Annotated in this window: 12 protein-coding genes; 4 read left to right on the forward strand and 8 right to left on the reverse strand. The window is 62.8% G+C overall.

Features of this window, described 5'->3' with window-relative positions; all coding sequences use genetic code 11:
- Positions 1-85 precede the first annotated feature (85 nt).
- The 4 genes from gorA to LAD35_RS19305 all read right to left on the reverse strand — a co-directional run bounded on the left by gorA (position 86) and on the right by LAD35_RS19305 (position 5143).
- On the reverse strand, positions 86-1495 hold the full coding sequence (gene gorA / locus LAD35_RS19290) for a glutathione-disulfide reductase (RefSeq protein ID WP_224150548.1): 1410 nt from the start codon (positions 1493-1495) through the stop codon (positions 86-88).
- Positions 1496-1770: 275 nt separating this feature from the next.
- Entirely contained in the window at positions 1771-2835 is a 1065-nt protein-coding gene (fba, locus tag LAD35_RS19295) for a class II fructose-bisphosphate aldolase (RefSeq protein WP_184704305.1), read from the reverse strand.
- A gap of 242 nt (positions 2836-3077) precedes the next feature.
- Entirely contained in the window at positions 3078-4445 is a 1368-nt protein-coding gene (locus tag LAD35_RS19300; RefSeq protein WP_224150549.1) for a histidine kinase dimerization/phospho-acceptor domain-containing protein, read from the reverse strand.
- Positions 4442-5143 (reverse strand): response regulator, encoded by a 702-nt coding sequence (locus tag LAD35_RS19305; RefSeq protein WP_224150550.1) that lies wholly within the window; start codon positions 5141-5143, stop codon positions 4442-4444. Before LAD35_RS19305 ends, LAD35_RS19300 begins: the two co-directional genes overlap by 4 nt.
- Positions 5144-5218: 75 nt before the next feature.
- On the opposite strand from LAD35_RS19305, the gene LAD35_RS19310 reads away from it, so the two are divergent.
- A complete protein-coding gene (locus tag LAD35_RS19310) occupies positions 5219-5929 on the forward strand; it encodes a phosphatase PAP2 family protein (protein ID WP_224150551.1) in 711 nt (236 codons plus the stop codon).
- Between the two features lie 182 nt (positions 5930-6111).
- On the opposite strand, the gene pyk is transcribed toward LAD35_RS19310, so the two are convergent.
- Both pyk and LAD35_RS19320 read right to left on the reverse strand, forming a co-directional pair.
- Positions 6112-7557 (reverse strand): pyruvate kinase, encoded by a 1446-nt coding sequence (gene pyk, locus LAD35_RS19315; protein WP_224150552.1) that lies wholly within the window; start codon positions 7555-7557, stop codon positions 6112-6114.
- A gap of 260 nt (positions 7558-7817) precedes the next feature.
- Positions 7818-9254: an aminopeptidase P N-terminal domain-containing protein gene (locus tag LAD35_RS19320; RefSeq protein WP_224150553.1), complete on the reverse strand. Its 1437-nt coding sequence runs from the start codon at positions 9252-9254 to the stop codon at positions 7818-7820.
- 190 nt (positions 9255-9444) lie between these two features.
- On the opposite strand from LAD35_RS19320, the gene LAD35_RS19325 reads away from it, so the two are divergent.
- On the forward strand, positions 9445-9945 hold the full coding sequence (locus LAD35_RS19325; RefSeq protein WP_224150554.1) for an NUDIX hydrolase: 501 nt from the start codon (positions 9445-9447) through the stop codon (positions 9943-9945).
- A gap of 134 nt (positions 9946-10079) precedes the next feature.
- Positions 10080-12533 (forward strand): penicillin acylase family protein, encoded by a 2454-nt coding sequence (locus LAD35_RS19330; RefSeq protein WP_377779265.1) that lies wholly within the window; start codon positions 10080-10082, stop codon positions 12531-12533.
- 153 nt (positions 12534-12686) lie between these two features.
- Here LAD35_RS19330 and LAD35_RS19335 read toward each other — a convergent pair whose 3' ends face one another.
- Positions 12687-12935, reverse strand: coding sequence for a hypothetical protein (locus LAD35_RS19335; protein WP_224150555.1), 249 nt, complete (start codon positions 12933-12935; stop codon positions 12687-12689).
- Positions 12936-12968: 33 nt separating this feature from the next.
- Positions 12969-13619 (reverse strand): isochorismate family cysteine hydrolase YcaC, encoded by a 651-nt coding sequence (gene ycaC, locus LAD35_RS19340; RefSeq protein ID WP_224150556.1) that lies wholly within the window; start codon positions 13617-13619, stop codon positions 12969-12971.
- Positions 13620-13835: 216 nt separating this feature from the next.
- Between ycaC and mnmA the strand changes: the two genes are divergently transcribed.
- Positions 13836-14993, forward strand: coding sequence for a tRNA 2-thiouridine(34) synthase MnmA (gene mnmA / locus LAD35_RS19345; RefSeq protein WP_224150557.1), 1158 nt, complete (start codon positions 13836-13838; stop codon positions 14991-14993).

Below are 14993 nucleotides of genomic sequence, written 5' to 3' on the forward strand. Positions count from 1 at the left end.
GTCTCCTTTGTAAAGATGCGCCATCATGCATCAAGTTACAAAAGGTAGGATAAGGCGATGCAGCGGCGTTGCACCGCAACAACTGTCAGGTTCGTGAAAGCTCGCGCAAGGTCACCAGTTCCTCAGCCATGGTGGGGTGAATGCCGATCGTCTGGTCAAACACCGCCTTGGTGGCGCCCGCCTTCATCGCCACGGCAAAGCCCTGGGCGATTTCGCCGGCATCGGCCCCCACCACATGCAGGCCGACCACGCGGTCGCTTGCATCATCGACCACCAGCTTGACCAGGCTGCGTTCGCTGCTGCCCGACAAGGTATGGCGCAGCGGCTTGAAGTCGCTGCGGTAGACACGGATCTTGCCGCAACGCTCCCGCGCCTGAGCTTCCGACAGGCCCACCGTGCCGATCTGCGGGTGGGTGAACACCGCCGTTGGAATATTGCCGTAGTCCATCACCCGCGCCTCCTGGCCTGGCACCGGGCCCAGCACATGGTCCACCCAGGCCATGGCCTCGGCCAGCGCCACGGGCGTGAGCTCCATCCGCCCCACCACATCGCCCAGGGCATGCACGCTGGGCAGGTTGGTGGTGAAGTGTTCATCAACCACAATGGCACCGTTCTTTGACTGCGCAATGCCCAGCGCCTCCAGCCCCAGCCCAGCCACATGGGGCTTGCGGCCCGTGGCGTACAGTACCTGGTCAGCGCGCAGCATGCTGCCGTCGTTCAGATGCACCACGCGCGCGCCTCCCGCAGCACCTGCAGCCTCTGCGGTGATGCGCGCCACATCGGTTTTCACGCGCACATCCACACCGGCCTTGCGCATTTCATCGGCCACAAAAGCACGCACCTCGTCGTCGAAACCACGCAGAATCTGCTCTCCGCGGTACAGCAAGGTCACCTCCACGCCCAGGCCGTGAAAGATGCTTGCCATTTCGCAACCGATGTAACCACCACCCACCACCACCATGCAGCGCGGCAGCACGGGCAAGTCGAACACGTCGTCAGACACGATGGCCCATTCCTTGCCATCCACATCCGGCAACGCAGGGGTGCCGCCGGTGGCGATCAGGATATGGGCGGCCGTGAGGCGCCGCACTTCCACACCGTTCTGGGACACCACCACGGTATGCGCATCGGCGAGGCGGCCATGGCCACTCAACCGCTCTACCTGGGCGCCGGTCATCAGGCCTTCGTAGATGCCGTTGAGGCGGGTGATTTCCTTCGCGCGCGCGGCCTTGAGCTGCGCCCAATCCAGCCTGATGCCTTCCGGCATCTGCCAGCCGTAGCCCCGGGCTTCGGCGAAAGCATCGTGGTAGCCCGCCGCGTAGCTGTAGAGCTTTTTCGGAATGCAACCCACATTGACACAGGTTCCGCCCATGGCGCCCGATTCAACCATCGCCACCCGGGCGCCGCGCTTGGCAGCCATGCGCGCGGCACGCACGCCGCCTGAGCCGCCGCCGACGACGATCACATCAAAATTCCATTCGTGCTGGGGCAGCATGGGCCGTACTCCTTGCGTTTTTGTATGACCGCCCCATTCTGGCAAAAGAGCGCGCCACTCTGCCTGCAAGCCGTGCAAAGCGCCTGCCGGTGCGGGGGCATCTCCGAAACGCACACCTCTGCGCGGCGTGATGTGTTGGGGCGCCCGCCGCCGGGCCCATGGCCTCGGCGCAACTGGCAGCGGCCAAAAAAACCTGCAGCATGCTGCAGGTTTGGTGGCTTTCAGGCCCCTGGCGCCCATCTCATATGCGCCAGCAGCTATGAAAAAAATAGTATTTACTTGACCAGCTGGGCCAGCTCGCCACCGGCGTACTTCTTGGCCATCTGTTCCAGGCTGTAGCCCTTGATCTTGGCGCCCTGGCCTTCGCAGCCAAACTCGATGTAACGGGTCTTGCACACCAGCTTGGCGGCTTCGCGGGCGGGCTTGAGCCATTCGCGAGCGTCGAACTTGTCGGGGTTCTCCGCCATGAATTTGCGCACGGCGCCGGTCATCGCCAGGCGGATGTCGGTATCGATATTGATCTTGCGCACACCGTACTTGATGGCTTCCTGGATTTCCTCGACGGGCACGCCGTAGGTTTCCTTCATCTTGCCGCCGTACTGGTTGATGATGGCCAGCAGCTCCTGCGGCACCGACGAGGAACCGTGCATCACCAGGTGGGTGTTGGGAATGCGGGCGTTGATTTCCTTGACGCGGGAAATCGCCAGGATGTCGCCCGTGGGCTTGCGCGAGAACTTGTAGGCGCCGTGGCTGGTGCCGATGGCGATGGCCAGCGCGTCCAGCTGCGTGGCCTTCACGAACACGGCCGCTTCCTCCGGGTCGGTCAGCATCTGGCTGTGGTCCAGCTTGCCCACGGCGCCAATGCCGTCTTCCTCACCAGCGTCGCCGGTTTCCAGGTTGCCCAGGCAGCCGAGCTCGCCTTCCACGGTAGCGCCTACCTTGTGCGCCATGGCGACGACCTTCTGGGTCACGTCCACGTTGTAGTCAAAGGACGACGGCGTCTTGCCGTCGCTCATCAGCGAGCCATCCATCATCACCGAGCCAAAGCCCAGGTTCAGCGCGCCCTGGCAGATCTCGGGCGTGGTGCCATGGTCCTGATGCATGACCAGGGGGATGTGGGGGTACATCTCGGCCGCAGCCTGGATCAGGTGCTTGATGAAGGGCTCGCCAGCGTACTTGCGGGCGCCGGCGCTGGCCTGCAGGATCACGGGCGCGCCGACTTCGTCAGCTGCCGACATCACGGCCTGGACCTGTTCGAGGTTGTTCACGTTGAAGGCGGGGATGCCATAGCCGTTTTCGGCAGCATGGTCCAGCATTTCGCGCATCGAGATCAAAGGCATGGTCGTCGGGTCCGTTCTAATACAAAGAAAAAGCGCTGCAGCCGCTGCTGCAGCACCCTCGATTTATTTACGCATTGCCAGCACCACCCCGCAAAACGCAGGATTTGCGAAAAGACAAAGGGCCGGCAGGCAAGGCTCGGCGGCGTCTCAAGGCGGTTTCAGCAACTCCAGGCGGCAACCAACAGGCCTGTAAAGGCAGAAAAAGGCCGGTAACCGCTTGGTAACTGCCTATTTTAACAAGCTCAGGCGGCCGGTATCGCCGGCATACCGAGGCGATAGCAAGTGGTATAGGGTGCGGGAGCCGCCGTTTGCCCGAAACTGCCATGGTGCAAGGCCATGATGCGCTGGGTGATTTCATGGCCCAGGTGCAGGCTGTCCACGGGCTCCGCAGCGGCGGTCTGCCCGGTGCGACCGCCATCGTCGCACACCTGGAGCCAGCAATGGCCGCCCTCCGCAGCGTCGTCCAGGCCGCCCTGCACCTCGATCTGCGTGCCGGGTGGCGTGTGGCGCAAGGCGTTTTCCACCAGATTGCGCAAAGCCACCTCCAGCAGCACGGCATGGCCGCTCACCCACAAGGCGTCGGGCATTTCCACAGCCAGACTGCCGCCATGCTGCCAGGCAGCCTGCGCATATTCGGCCGCCACGGTGCGCGCCAGTTGCGCCACATCGACGGGCCGGGCCTGCTGTGTCAGCGCCACCCGGCTGCTGCGTGCCAGCGCGAGAATCTGGTTCAGCACATGGCCTGCGCGCAAGGCATCGCTGCGGATGCGCTCCACCGCCTGCGCCTGCTGCGGCTGCGGCAGCCCTCCCTGCAGGGCCTGGGCGTGCAGGCTGATCGATGCGAGCGGCGTGCGCAACTCGTGCGCCACCTCATTGGCGAGTTTGCGCTCGTGCTCCATGGCCTCGTCGTTGCGGTCGAGCAAGGTGTTGATGGAGTACGTGACCGCACGGAATTCCTGCCAGTCATGGCCGGTGGACAGGCGCTGGCCCTGCTCGGGCTGCAGCGCTTCCACATCCCTGGACAGCTGGTGCAGCGGCCTGAGACCGGCGCGTATCGTCAGCCCCAGCACCAGAGTGACCACCGGCAGCAGCCACAGGCCGGGCAGCACCATCTGGCCCGCAATGTCGTCGGCCAGATCGTCGCGCTCCTGCAGGGCCACCATCACCGTCACCTTGCGGGTGTGCTCGGCGTTCCATTGGGTAAAGGTGCGCCACGACTGCTTTTTCTCGCCCAACTGCGCATCGAAGAAACCTTCGCGCTCATCAGCGAACTTCAGCCGGGGCGCGCTGCCCACATTGAGCAGCATATTGCCCTGGTCGTCCCACAACTGCATGCTCATGGACTGCTGGTAATCGTGGGCGCGCAGGCCGGGCAGCGCCACTCGCGGCGTCGTCTTGCCCTGGGCAAAGGCGTCGGAGACTGGCAGGTTCAGCACCAGGGCCGCCACGCTGGCGAGATGGCCATCAGTCAACTCATCGGCCTCTTCCACGCCTGCCTGGTAGCCCCAGAATACGAAGCTGGCCCACACCACCACCAGCGCCCCCAGTATCCATACCTGCAGACGCGTCTGCAGGCGCGGCAGCCGCTGCGATGCGGCAGATGCATTCATGCCCCGGCATCCTGCGGCATGAAGTAGCCCACGCCGCGCATCGTCTGAATGTAGTCTGCGCCCAGTTTCTTGCGCAGGTGGTGGATGTGCACCTCGACCGCATTGCTCTCGATCGATGCATCAAAGCTGTAGAGCTTTTCTTCAAGTTGCTGGCGCGAAAGCACCCGGCCATGGGCCTGCAGCAAGATGAGCAAAATTGCGTAGGCGCGCGGCGACATCTCCACCAGCGCACCTTGGAGGCGCACCTGGTGCTGCGCTGGGTCCAGCACCATGTCGCGGTAATGGATCAGCGGGTTGGCGCGTCCGGCTGCGCGGCGCACCAAGGCCCGCAGGCGGGCTTGCAGTTCCTGGGCATCGAATGGCTTGGAGAGATAATCGTCCGCCCCCAGATCCAGCCCTTCGATGCGGTCATGTACGCCATCGCGCGCCGTCAGAATGATGACGGGCGTTGCCGGATCGGGCAGGGCCTTGGCCAGGCCTGTGGGTGCCGGCGCGTTGCGCAGCCGCTGCAGCAGGCCGGTGCCATCGCCATCGGGCAGGCCCAGGTCCAGCAGCAGCGCATCAAAGCCTTCCGTGGTCAGCGCCGTCCAGGCTGCGGCAATGCTGCTGCACAAGTCCACGGCATGGCCGCGCTGCTGCAGGTTGGCCTTGAGCCCCTCGGCAATGCCGGCATCGTCTTCAACCAGAAGTATTCGCATGCCAGCCATTGTGCATGAGGGCGCCCCGCTTCTACATTAAGAAATGCTTAAGCGCAGCCGCGCATGCTGCATGCCATGCAATCGTCTCCGCGTCTTCCGCTTCCCGCCAACGCCAGTTCCACCCCCACCACCCGCTGGATCGTCATCTCACTGATCGGTTTCGTGCTGGCCTCCTTCTGGGATCTGGCCGGGCAGGATGTCGCCATGGCCCGCTGGTGGGGTACGGCCCAGGGCTTTGCACTGCGTGACAACCCTTTTCTGGTGAACTACATGCACGAGGTGATGCGCATGCTCGGCTGGATCATGGTTGTCGTCCTCAGTATTGGCGTGTGGTTGCCTTTTGGCGCATTGCGCCGTTTGCCCACGGCCCGGCGTGTGCAATTGGTGGTAGGCATTCTGATCGCGCTGGCCGCGGTAGCCATCGTCAAGCGCAGCAGCGCCACCAGTTGCCCCTGGGATCTGCAGCTGTTTGGTGGTGTGGCCGATTACGTGTCGCACTGGCGCTGGGGCGTGCGTGATGGCGGTGGCGGCCACTGCTTTCCTGCTGGCCATGCAGCCGCTGGCTTTGCCTTTTTGGGCGGCTACTTTGCGCTGTACCGCGATGCCCCGCGTGCTGCGCGCTGGTGGCTGGCGGTGGTTCTGGTGGTGGGCTTCGCCCTTGGCATCGGCCAGCAGATGCGCGGCGCCCACTACATGAGCCACACCCTGTGGACCGCCTGGCTGTGCTGGACGGCCGGCCTCGCCGTGGATGCAATTGTGCAGCGGCACAAGGCGATGCATGCTTGACACAGAATGCTACTTTTTTGATAGCATTCGATGCTTATTCCAAGGATCCAAAACGGTATCTTCTACACTAGTTTCTGCACTCGCGGTCCGTCACCCGGTTTTCCATAAGAAAAAGCCTCTGGCGCCTGCATGGCAAGCGCCAGAAGCTCATTTTTCGATGGCAAAAATCCCGATGCCCGGTATCACACCACCCGGGAGATCTTCATCATGTTCGTGCCACCGGGCGAGCCCATGGGTTCGCCGCAGGTGATGGCGTAGATATCGCCACTTTGCACAATGCCACGCGCCTTGAGGTGCACCTCGGCCTGGCCCAGAGCCGTATCGCGGTCGGCGCTGGTATCCATCAGCAGCGGACGGACGTTGCGGTACAGCGCCATCTTGCGCTGCGTGGCCACCTTGGGGGTAAGCGCGTAGATCGGGATCTGCGTGCGGTGGCGGCTCATCCACAGCGCCGTGGAGCCGCTGTCGGTCATGGCCACCAGGGCCTTGGCGCCCAGGTGCGTGGCGGTGAAGAGCGCGCCCAGCGCAATGCTCTGGTCGATACGCTGGAAGGTCTTGCCGACGAAGTCGGTGTCTGCCGCCCAGTCGGCCGAAGCCTCTGCGGCAGCGCAGATGGCAACCATCTCCTGCACGGTTTCCAGCGGGAACTTGCCAGCTGCCGTCTCGGCGCTCAGCATCACTGCGTCGGTACCGTCGAGCACGGCGTTGGCCACGTCGCTCACCTCGGCGCGCGTAGGCACGGGGTTGGTGATCATGCTCTCCATCATCTGGGTGGCGGTGATGACGACCTTGTCCATCTCGCGCGCCAGGCTGATCATCTTCTTTTGCAGCGCAGGCACGGCGGCATGGCCCACTTCCACGGCCAGATCACCACGCGCCACCATGATGCCGTCGGAGACACGCAGAATGTCTTCGAGGTGCGGAATGGCTTCGGCGCGCTCGATCTTGGCAATCAGGCCGGGGCGGTGGCGGTATTCGGCTGCAGCCACCATGCACAGCTGGCGCGCCATTTCCATGTCGGTTGCTGTCTTGGGGAAGCTGACGGCCACATAGTCGGCCTGGAAGCTCATCGCAGTCTTGATGTCTTCCATGTCCTTGGCCGTGAGCGCTGGCGCCGTCAGGCCTCCGCCCTTCTTGTTGATGCCCTTGTTGTTGGACAACTCGCCACCGAGCTTGACCGTGGTGTGGACAGCATCGCCGCGCACACTGTCCACCGTCAGCACGATCAGGCCGTCGTTCAACAGCAGCACATCGCCCGGTCTCACATCGCGCGGCAGTTCCTTGTAATCCAGGCCCACGCCGTTGATATCGCCAGGCTCGGTACGGCTGGCATCGAGCACGAACTTGGCGCCCGGCTCCAGCATCACCTTGCCTTCTGCAAACTTGCCGACACGGATCTTGGGGCCCTGCAGATCGGCCATGATGGCCACTTCACGGCCGGCACGCTGCGCCGCATCGCGCACCATGCGGGCACGGTCCACATGGTCCTGCGCCTTGCCGTGGCTGAAATTGAGGCGCACCACATTCACGCCCGAACGGATCATCTCTTCCAGCAGCGCCGGATCGCTGGAGGCTGGGCCTAAGGTGGCAACAATCTTGGTGGCGCGGCGAATCTTGGGGGAAGCCATGGATGTTTTCCTGAGCGTTGTGTTTGTCTCAAACGGGAAGCGGCAACTGTTTCATGTAACTGTATACAGCTTCATTCTGTAATCGAGTTTCCATTCTGACACCAAAGTCACGGTTTGCGGTTACCAACGGGTTTCATTCGATGTGCACCTGCACAATTGATGTACTTTGGCCACGTTGCAAGAAAAAACGCCTGCTGATGCAGGCGTGGCATACGCAGAAAGCTACATTTTCAATAGCATTTTGCGTGTGCTTCATATATTTACAGGTCTGCCGGGGCTGGCGCGCCATCGCGCATCAAGGCCTCGATCTCATCGGCTGCCACCGGCACGCCGCGCGTCAGAAGCTCGCAACCCGTTTCGGTGATCAGCGCGTCATCTTCGATGCGGATGCCGATGTTGTGGAACTGCTCGGGCACACCCTCGGCCGGGCGTACATAGATACCAGGCTCGATGGTGGAGACCATGCCCGCGCGCAGGATGCGGCTGGGGCGGTTGATGATCAGCTCGCCCGAGAGCGGATCGCGCCGCTCGCTGATGTGCCCCACCTCGCTCGGCTCCACATAGTTGCCGCAGTCATGCACATCCATGCCCATCCAGTGGCCGGTACGGTGCATGTAGAACTGGAAGTAATTGCGGTTCTCGATCACGTCCTGCACACTGCCGACCTTGTTGCCGTCCAGCAGGCCCAGGTCCAGCATGCCCTGCGCCAGCACCGCCACCGTGGCGTCATGCATGTCATTGAAGCGCTTGCCAGGCACGGCAAGTGCAATGGCGGCATCCTGGCTGGCCAGTACCAGGTCGTACAGCGCGCGCTGCGGGCCGCTGAATCTGCCATTGGCCGGAAAGGTGCGGGTGATGTCGCTGGCGTAGCCGTCGAGCTCACAGCCGGCATCGATCAGCACCAGATCACCGCTTCTGACGGGCGCGGCATCCGCACGGTAGTGCAGCACGCAGGCATTGGCCCCTGCCGCCACGATGGAGCCGTACGCCGGGTACTGCGAACCGTGCTCGCGAAAGGCCTGCAGCAGCTCGGCATCCAGGTGGTACTCACGCACATCCTTGCCTGCGCGCAGCATGCGTGCAGAGCGCTGCATGGCCAGCACATGGGCGCGCGCACTGATGGCACCTGCGCGGCGCAGGATGGCGATTTCGTGCGCATCCTTGATGAGGCGCATCTCGTCCAGGATCGCACACAGGTCACGCTGCTGCTCGGGCACCAAGGCGCCATAGCGGGTACGGGCGCGCACGGCATTGAGCCACTTGGCAACCACGCCTTCGAGCCCCGGGTGGATGGCAAACGGATACCACACCACCGTGCGGTTTTCCAGCATCTTGGCCATGCGTGCATCCTGCTCCGTGATGGCAAAGGCTTCGCTCACACCCAGCGCTGGCACGGCGGCATCGGGCCCCAGGCGGTAGCCATCCCAGATTTCGCGCGCCAGATCCTTGGGCGCACAGAACAGGGTGCTTTTTCCATCAGCCGTGATCACCAGCGTTGCGTGCGGCTCGGTAAAACCCGTCAGGTAGTAGAAATAGCTGTCGTGGCGATACAGGTAGTCGCTGTCGCGGTTGCGCGGGTGTTCCGGCGCCGTAGGAATGATGGCAATGCCACCCTCGCCCAACTGGCGGGCGACCTGGGCGCGGCGCTCGGCATAGATGGCTTGGGCGGGGATGGCGGGGACGTTGTTGTTCTGCATGGTTCTATCCTAGCGCTGCTCCCAAAGCCCTGCAGCCATAACGCTGCCTCGCCTGCGGAAATTGGGGTAAACACCATCACTCATAATTTGATAGCTATCCGCACCCCATACACAAGCGCCAGCTTTGGTATTGACCCTAAAAACCGCACACTGGCAGCGTGCCCCATTCGACTTCACCCATAATGCGCGCATGCCCCACCGCTGGAAACCCAATGTCACCGTGGCCGCCATTATCGAGCGTGATGGCCGCTTTTTACTGGTAGAAGAAGACACTTCGGACGGTGTTCGCCTGAACAACCCTGCCGGGCATCTGGACCCTGGTGAGTCGCCCATCCAGGCCTGCGCGCGCGAGGTGCTGGAAGAGACCGCATTCGATTTCAAGCCCACGGCGCTGCTGGGCGTCTATATGAATCGCTTTGTCCGCACCAAGACCGGCACGGACACGACCTATATGCGCTTTTCCTTCACCGGCACCCTGGGCGCCTTCCACGAAGGCCAGCCGCTGGACGATGGTATTCGCCGCACGGTGTGGATGACCCAGGACGAGATACAGGCCGCCCATGATGCAGGTCAATTACGCAGCCCGCTGGTGCTGCAGTCATTGAACGATTACCTGGCCGGGCAGCGCTTTCCGCTGGGGCTGATCTACACCGATGCGTCGGTACTGGTAGAGCCGGAGACGGGCGCTTAAAACGTGTTGACGATCTCCTGACGCCAGCACTGCCGCGCAGGCGATAGCGCGGCATGCCGCCTCGTGGCAATGTGGACGCCTCACAACGAGGAGACGACACCGTGCCACGCCAACACCCTGCCTTCCCTTCCTCCATACCGCGCCGCGCGCGGCTTCTGGCACTGCCACTTGCTGCCGCGCTTGTGGCTACAGGTTGCAGCTCGCTGGGAACCGCTCCCACCTCGCAGAGCCAGGCCAAGATCGCCGGGCTGGAAAAACCGGCTGAAGTGCTGATCGACCAATGGGGCGTGCCGCACATCTATGCCGGCACCACCTACGACGCCTTTGTGGTGCAGGGCTACATGGCCGCCCGCGACCGGCTGTGGCAGATGGATCTGTGGCGCAAGCGCGGCCTGGGCGAAATGGCCCGGGACTTTGGCCCGGCCTGGGTCGAGAGCGACAAGGCGGCGCGGGCCGTGCTCTTTCGCGGAGACATGTACCGCGAATGGCTGGCCTATGGCTCGGACTCCAAGCGAGTGGCCGAAGCCTTTGTCGCAGGGGTGAATGCCTTTGTGGCGCAGACCCAGGCAGACCCCAGCCTGCTGCCGGAGGAGTTCAAACTGCTGGGCTACCAGCCCGCCAAATGGGCCGCAGAAGACACGGTGCGCATCCGCCACCACGGTCTCACGCTGAACTTCACCGGTGAGGTGGATCGCGCCCAGGCCTTTTGCGATGGCAAGCAGAACGGCGCCCGCGTGGACTGGCTGCGCCGCGAACTGGTGCCTGATGTGAAACCGCAGATCCCAGAGGGGCTGGAAGTGTGCGGCCTGCCCGGCAAGGAGCTCAAGCGCGCCTATGCCCTCGCCACTGCCAGCCCGCGCTTTACCAAGGAAAACGTCAAGGTTTCCGCACAGGATATGGCCCCCGAACAGCTGCTGGCCCTGTCCGAATCCACTCTGAACCAGCCCGATGCCAACACCCTGGCCAGCTATGGCAGCAACAACTGGACCATTGCGCCCGGCATGACCACGACCGGCCGCCCCATTCTGGCCAACGACCCGCACCGCGCGCACGGCGCGCCCAGCCTGCGCTACATCTCGCACATCTCGGCCCCCGGCATGGATGTGATCGGCGCGGGCGAGCCGTTTCTGCCCGGTATCTCCATCGGCCACAACGGCCGCATTGCCTTTGGCCTGACGCGCTTCTACATGGACCAGGAAGACCTGTACGTGTACGAGACCAACCCGCAAAACAGCAAGGAATACAAGTACCAGGGCCGTTGGGAGCCCATGACCCGCGTCACGGAAACCATTCCTGTCAAAGGTGCGGCCAAGCCCGTGATCGTGGAGAACTGGTACACCCGCCACGGCCCGGTGCTGGCCGCCGAAAACAACAAAGCCTACGCGCTGCGCGCAGCCTGGCTGGACTTGGGCATGGCGCCCTACTTCGGCTCGATGGATTACATGCGGGCGCAGAACTTCGACCAGTTCCGCGCGGCGATGAACCGCTGGGGCGCACCGGGCGAGAACCAGGTCTACGCCGATAGCAGTGGCAACATTGGCTGGATTCCCGGCGGCCTGACACCGATCCGCCTCAATTGGGACGGGCTGACACCCGTACCCGGTGACGGCCGCTTTGAATGGACAGGCTACCGCAATGGCGACGAGTTACCCTGGGAGTTCAACCCCCAGCGCGGCTATGTGGTGACCGCCAACGAAAACAATGTGCCGCCCGGCCATCCTCTCTACCAGAAGGGCATTGGCTACGAATGGTCCGATTCGGCCCGTGCGCAGCGTCTGCATGGGCTGTTTGAAAAGGCAGCCAAGGAAGGCAGAAAGCTCAGCGTTGCCGACTCCGAAGCCTGGCAGACCGACATCGTGGCCGTACCGGCGCAGCGCCTGCTCAAGCTGCTGGCGCCGCTCAAGAGCAGCGATGCACAGACCGCGCAGGGCCTGGCCATGCTGCAGGGCTGGGACGGCACCATGTCCAAGGACAGCGCCGCCGCAGCGCTGTACGAGGTCTGGAGCAACGCCACCTTGAAGAAAGCACTGACCGACCGGGTGCTAGCGGCAGGCGAGCGCAGCTTTGCCAAGGACACCAGCGCCACCCGCATGATCACGGTGCTGGAGACCCCCCAGGGATGGATGAGTCCTGCCGAGCGCGACCAGGTGCTGCTGTCCTCCATTGCACCTGCCATGCAGTGGCTGCAGGGCAAGCTGGGGGCCGATGCGAAGAGCTGGACCTGGGGTGACCTGCACCAGGCGATCTTCGTACACCCCTTGGCCGGTGTGGTGGACAGCGCCACCAGGCAGAAGCTCAATGTTGGGGCTGGCGGCATCGGCGGATCATGGGCCACGCCCATGGCCACCAGCTACAACGCAGACACCTACCAGCTGACATCGGGCGCGTCTTTCCGCATGGTGGTGGATGTGGGCAACTGGGATGCTTCGCGCGTGGTCAACACGCCCGGCCAATCAGGCAACCCGGCCAGCCCGCATTACCGTGACCTCGCCAACACCTGGGCGGCAGGCCAGTACTTTCCGCTCGCCTATTCACGCAGCGCAGTAGAGAAAGCCACGCGCGAACGCATTGCGCTGACACCGCAATAAACCCGTCTTTCAAACCCGGCCTTCGGGTGGCAGCAAAAAAGGCGATCCGGGGATCGCCTTTTTCCATCTGCTGGCTCGATATCTGCAATATCTATATCTGCAATATCTATCTGCAATGTCTGCGGCCACGTTGAGCAGGTTCTTGGAACGTGCTTACAGCAGTGCCAGCCGCAAGCCTTCTGCCGAGAGTCCATAGGCCTGCATGAACACCTCATAGGCCACATGCGTGCTGGTGTCTTCCAGCGTCTCCAGCCCCACGCTGTGCAGGTTGCCTTGCAGCAGCTGGCCTTCGCGCAGCGGCTGGTTGCCCAGTTGCTCCGCCAGGGCGTAGCTGCCATCGGGCAGTTGCAGGCCGATGAAACCCGTCTGCGCCTGGTAGGCGATGACATGCGCTTGCTCCATGGTGGCTTCTTGCAGTTTTGGCTTTGTCGCTACCTATTTAATAGCTATTGGCGCTTTATTTGCTTGCACTGCACGCGAATAGCTGTTCATCAGATTGCGGTAGTCAGGGATGTGGTTGCTGAACAAGGTGCCCAGCCCTTCCACATCGTTGCGCCAGTCGCGGTGCAGCTCACAGGCCACGCCAAACCAGGTCATCAGCTGAACACCCGCTGCCTCCATGCGGCGCCAGGCCGAATCGCGGGTGATTTCATTGAACGTGCCCGATGCATCGGTCACCACGAACACCTCAAAGCCTTCTTCGATGGCCGCCAGCGCTGGAAAGGCCACGCACACCTCGGTCACCACGCCGGCAATGATCAGTTGCTTCTTGCCGGTGGCCTTGATGGCCTTGACGAAGTCTTCGTTGTCCCAGGCATTGATCTGGCCGGGGCGTGGAATGAACGGCGCCTTGGGGTGTGCCTGCACCAGTTCAGGCACCAGCGGGCCGTTGGGGCCGTCTTCAAAGCTGGTGGTCAGGATGGTGGGCAGCTTGAAATAGTTGGCCAGGTCGCTCAGCGCGAGCACATTGTTCTTGAACTTGTCGGGATCGATATCGCGCACCAGCGAGAGCAATCCCGTCTGGTGGTCCACCAGCAGCACGGCGGCATTGTCTTTGTCGAGGCGAACATAGGGCTTGTGGGACATGGTCATTCCTTTTCAGATCATTGGGCAGGCCTACCTGCCTGGAGCGTCTGCAACGAAGATTCGTGCCTAACGCCTGGAATGAATATTAATGATGGAACGATCAAAGATAAATCACTGAAATTTGCATTCATCGTTCAAAAATATGAACGATAGACCGTGTACGCAGCATAGCCCTAGCGCAGCAAGCGCCCGCTGCCGAGGCGGATAATTGCGCCCATGGTTAAACAGCGCATCGTAGTGGGGTTGAGTGGCGGCGTGGATTCGGCCGTCACCGCGTATTTGCTCAAGAAGCAGGGACACGAGGTCGTCGGTATCTTCATGAAGAACTGGGAAGATGACGATGACAGCGAGTACTGTTCGTCGAACATCGACTTTGTCGACGCCGCCGCCGTGGCTGACGTGATCGGCATCGAGATCGAACACGTCAACTTTGCGGCCGACTACAAGGACCGCGTGTTTGCCGAGTTCCTGCGCGAATACCAGGCGGGCCGCACGCCCAACCCCGACGTGCTGTGCAATGCCGAGATCAAGTTCAAGGCGTTTTTGGATCACGCTATGCGCCTGGGCGCAGAAAAGATTGCCACCGGCCACTACGCGCGCGTGCGCCAGAACCCCGAAACCCGGCTGTTCGAGCTGCTCAAGGGGCTCGACCCCGCCAAGGACCAGAGCTATTTTCTGCACCGCCTGAACCAGGCGCAGCTGTCCAAGGCCATGTTCCCCGTGGGCGAACTGCAGAAAACCGAGGTGCGCCGCATCGCCGAGGAAATTGGCCTGCCCAACGCCAAGAAAAAGGATTCCACCGGTATCTGCTTCATCGGCGAGCGCCCATTCCGCGATTTCCTCAACCGTTACATCAGCAAGGAGCCCGGCTTGATCCTGGATGACCGCAACCGCAAGCTGGGCAAGCATGTGGGGCTGTCGTTCTATACGCTGGGCCAGCGCTCGGGCCTGGGCATTGGCGGCGTCAAGGAAAAGGGTGCCGCGCGCGGCGCGGGCGACCATGCGCCGTGGTTTGTGGCACGCAAGGATCTGGAAAAAAACATCCTGCGCGTAGTGCAGGGGCACGACCACCCCTGGCTGCTGTCGCATGCCCTCGATGCCGACAACACCAGCTGGATCGCAGGCCACCCGCCAGCTGCGGGCACCTATGGCTCCAAAACCCGCTACCGCCAGCCCGATTCGCCAGCCATCATCGGCGCCGATGCAACGAACAGCCTCTTCCACCTGGATTTTCCAGAGGCGCAATGGGCGGTCACCCCCGGCCAGTCAGCGGTGTTGTATGACGGCGAGGTCTGCCTGGGCGGCGGCATCATCGCCCAGGTGGGGACGGAGGCAGGGGTGGCGCATGCCGCACCTGCCAGAGCTGCTCTCTAG

The organism is Comamonas odontotermitis (assembly GCF_020080045.1).
Taxonomy (GTDB): domain Bacteria; phylum Pseudomonadota; class Gammaproteobacteria; order Burkholderiales; family Burkholderiaceae_C; genus Comamonas; species Comamonas odontotermitis.